This window comes from Bradyrhizobium sp. (genome assembly GCF_049586575.1).
Taxonomy (GTDB): domain Bacteria; phylum Pseudomonadota; class Alphaproteobacteria; order Rhizobiales; family Xanthobacteraceae; genus Bradyrhizobium.
Map to the genome: position 1 here is coordinate 1 of NZ_JBAVCF010000494.1, position 2655 is coordinate 2655.

Here is a 2655-nt window from a genome sequence, read left to right on the forward strand (position 1 = left end):
GCCATCGAACAACCGGGAATGCGCTTCGCGCGTAAACCGAAGGACACAGGCGACCGCAACATCGGCATGTCCGATCCGCTCGCCGAAAAGATACGGCGTCTTGATCGCGGCGCATTCCTTCTCCAGCGCGTCGAGCGCACGGGTGATCTGGGCTTCGCAGCGGTCGACCCAGAGCTTGAGCTGCTCGCGGCGCAGCGCGCTTTCGTAGACGAGGCTCACCGACTTGTCGCCGAGCCCGGTCGCAAGCGCGCAGAGCCAAAGCTGGTGTCGCCGCTCCACGCCCCTCGGCGGCAGCATGGCGCGCTCGGAGCCTGCCGTTTCGTCGAGCCAGTCGAGGATCATCGCCGAATCGATCAGCGCCGCGCCGTCGTCGAGCACCAGCGTCGGCACCCGCCGCAGCGGGTTATAGGGCGCGATCAGCTCGGCGTCGCCGAAGGTTGACCACGGCTTGTGCTGGAATTTGAAGCCATAGAGCCGCAGCGCAATCGCGACGCGGCGGACGAAGGGGGAATCATATTGGCCGATGAGCATCATGGAGAGTGCGCCCTGCTGTTTCAAACCTTGTCCTGAATCACGCGCTTGACTGAAGCGATCGCGTCTTCGTCCCGCTTGTACATCGTCCACTGCTTGATCCGTTTCGCCCGAACCAGCTTCGCCGCGATCAGGACGCGCATGTGCTCGCTCAAAGTCGGCGCGCTGACGCCGAGTTTTTCCGCAATCACGCTCAGGTTGATCATATGATCCCCTCCCGCTTTGCTCCAAGCAGAGCAAAGCGACCTCCCCTTTTCAAGGGGAGGTTGAAGATCGCTGCGGCCGGTTCAATAAATCACTGAGTATCCAGTAGACCGCGGCTTCGCGGCCCCATCACGGGTGACGGCAATCATGAGCGCATTTATGCGCTCCCATCGCTCGCGAGCACGCCTTTCACCGCGCTCGCCCAACCCTTCAGCGTCCGTTCGCGCGTGGCAGCACTCATGTTGGGCTTGAAGCGGTGCTCCAGCCGCCACTTGTCGGCGAACTTTTTCGGCTCGGGATAGACGCCGGCGGATAAGCCCGCAAGATAGGCCGCGCCCAGCGCGGTGGTTTCCTGCACCATGGGACGATCGACCGGCGCATCGAGCAAGTCCGCCAGCCGCTGCATGGTCCAGTCGGACGCGGTCATGCCGCCATCGACGCGCAGGACGATGTTGGCGGCTTTCGCCTCCGGCCAATCGGCGCGCATCGCTTCCCAGAGATCGCAGGTCTGATAACAGACGCTCTCGAGCGCGGCATGCGCGAGCTCGGCGGGGCCCGTGTTGCGCGTCAGCCCGAACAGCGCGCCGCGCACCCGCGGATTCCAGTAGGGCGCGCCGAGGCCGACAAAGGCCGGCACCAGATAGACGCTTTGGGCGGAATCGGATTTCTCCGCGAGCGGACCGGTCTCGGCCGCCTGCCTGATGATGCCGAGCCCGTCGCGCAGCCATTGCACGGCGCTGCCTGCGACAAAGATCGAGCCTTCCAGCGCGTAGGTGCGCTTGCCCCGGAGCTGATAGGCAATCGTCGTGAGAAGCTTGTTCTTCGAGGCGACCGGCGTGGCGCCGGTGTTGAGCAGCGCAAAACAGCCGGTGCCGTAGGTGGACTTGATCATGCCCGGCGAAAAGCAGGCCTGGCCAATGGTCGCGGCCTGCTGATCGCCGGCAATGCCGGCAACCGCGATCGCCCCGCCGAACAGATCGGGCGAGGTTTCGCCGAACGGGTGCGAGGAATCCTTTACCTCCGGCAGCATTGCGCGCGGCACGTTCAACAGCCTGAGGAGATCGTCGTCCCACACGCCGGTATGGATGTTGAACAGCAGCGTGCGCGAGGCATTGGTGGCGTCGGTCGCGTGGACCTTGCCAGCGGTCAGGCGCCACAACAGGTAGCAATCGACGGTGCCGAACAGCAATTCGCCACGCATCGCGCGCGCCCGCGCGCCCGGCACGTTGTCGAGGATCCAGGCAACCTTGGTGCCGGAGAAATAAGGATCGATGATCAGGCCGGTCTTCGCCGTAATCGCCGGCTCGTGGCCGTCGTCCTTCAGCCTCGCGCAGAAGTCGGCGGTGCGGCGGTCCTGCCAGACGATGGCGCGATGAACGGCCTGCCCGGTGGCGCGATCCCACACCACCGTCGTCTCGCGCTGGTTGGTGATGCCGATCGCGGCGATATCCGCAGCTACGAGCCTGGCTTTTTTCAGCGCATCGCGACAAACCGCAATCGTCGAATTCCAGATGTCCTCCGGGTCATGCTCGACCCAGCCGGAAGCCGGAAAATGCTGCGGAAATTCCTGTTGCGCGATGGCCGCGACCGAAAGGTCGGCGCGAAACACCATGGCGCGCGAGGACGTGGTGCCCTGATCGATGGCCAGCACGAAGGACATTGGCGTTCTTCCCACATTCTATTTGCACGCAAGGCAAGCGGATTGGAAAGCGGACGTCAAGGTTTGGCCTGTAGCCCGCCAAACAGCAGACGTCGTCCCGGTCAAGCGGAGCGCGAGCCGGGACCCATAACCCGCGGCCCCGCTATTTTGCACTGGGGCTAGTCACCGCTCACCAACTGAAGCCTGTGGTTATGGGTCCCCGCGTTCGCGGGGACGACTTCGCGAGAAGTTTGTTGCGCGAGCTACACCGCCGCGGTGGT

3 protein-coding genes are annotated in these 2655 nt (G+C 64.2%); all 3 read right to left on the minus strand.

Features of this window, described 5'->3' with window-relative positions; genetic code table 11:
* On the minus strand, window positions 1-534 hold a 534-nt coding region (locus tag WB528_RS19040), incomplete at its 3' end, for a glutathione S-transferase family protein (protein WP_423889946.1).
* A gap of 20 nt (window positions 535-554) precedes the next feature.
* Window positions 555-737, minus strand: coding sequence for an ArsR/SmtB family transcription factor (locus tag WB528_RS19045; RefSeq protein ID WP_423889947.1), 183 nt, complete (start codon window positions 735-737; stop codon window positions 555-557).
* A 155-nt stretch (window positions 738-892) separates the two neighbouring features.
* The gene (glpK, locus tag WB528_RS19050) at window positions 893-2395 is read right to left on the minus strand and encodes a glycerol kinase GlpK (RefSeq protein ID WP_423889948.1); all 1503 of its coding nucleotides are present in this window, start codon (window positions 2393-2395) and stop codon (window positions 893-895) included.
* Window positions 2396-2655 lie beyond the last annotated feature (260 nt).

Bases quoted from the DNA above. Each gene is read 5' to 3' on its own strand.
- WB528_RS19045 (WP_423889947.1), bottom strand. From the start codon at position 737: ATGATCAACCTGAGCGTGATTGCGGAAAAACTCGGCGTCAGCGCGCCG.
- glpK (WP_423889948.1), bottom strand. From the start codon at position 2,395: ATGTCCTTCGTGCTGGCCATCGATCAGGGCACCACGTCCTCGCGCGCC.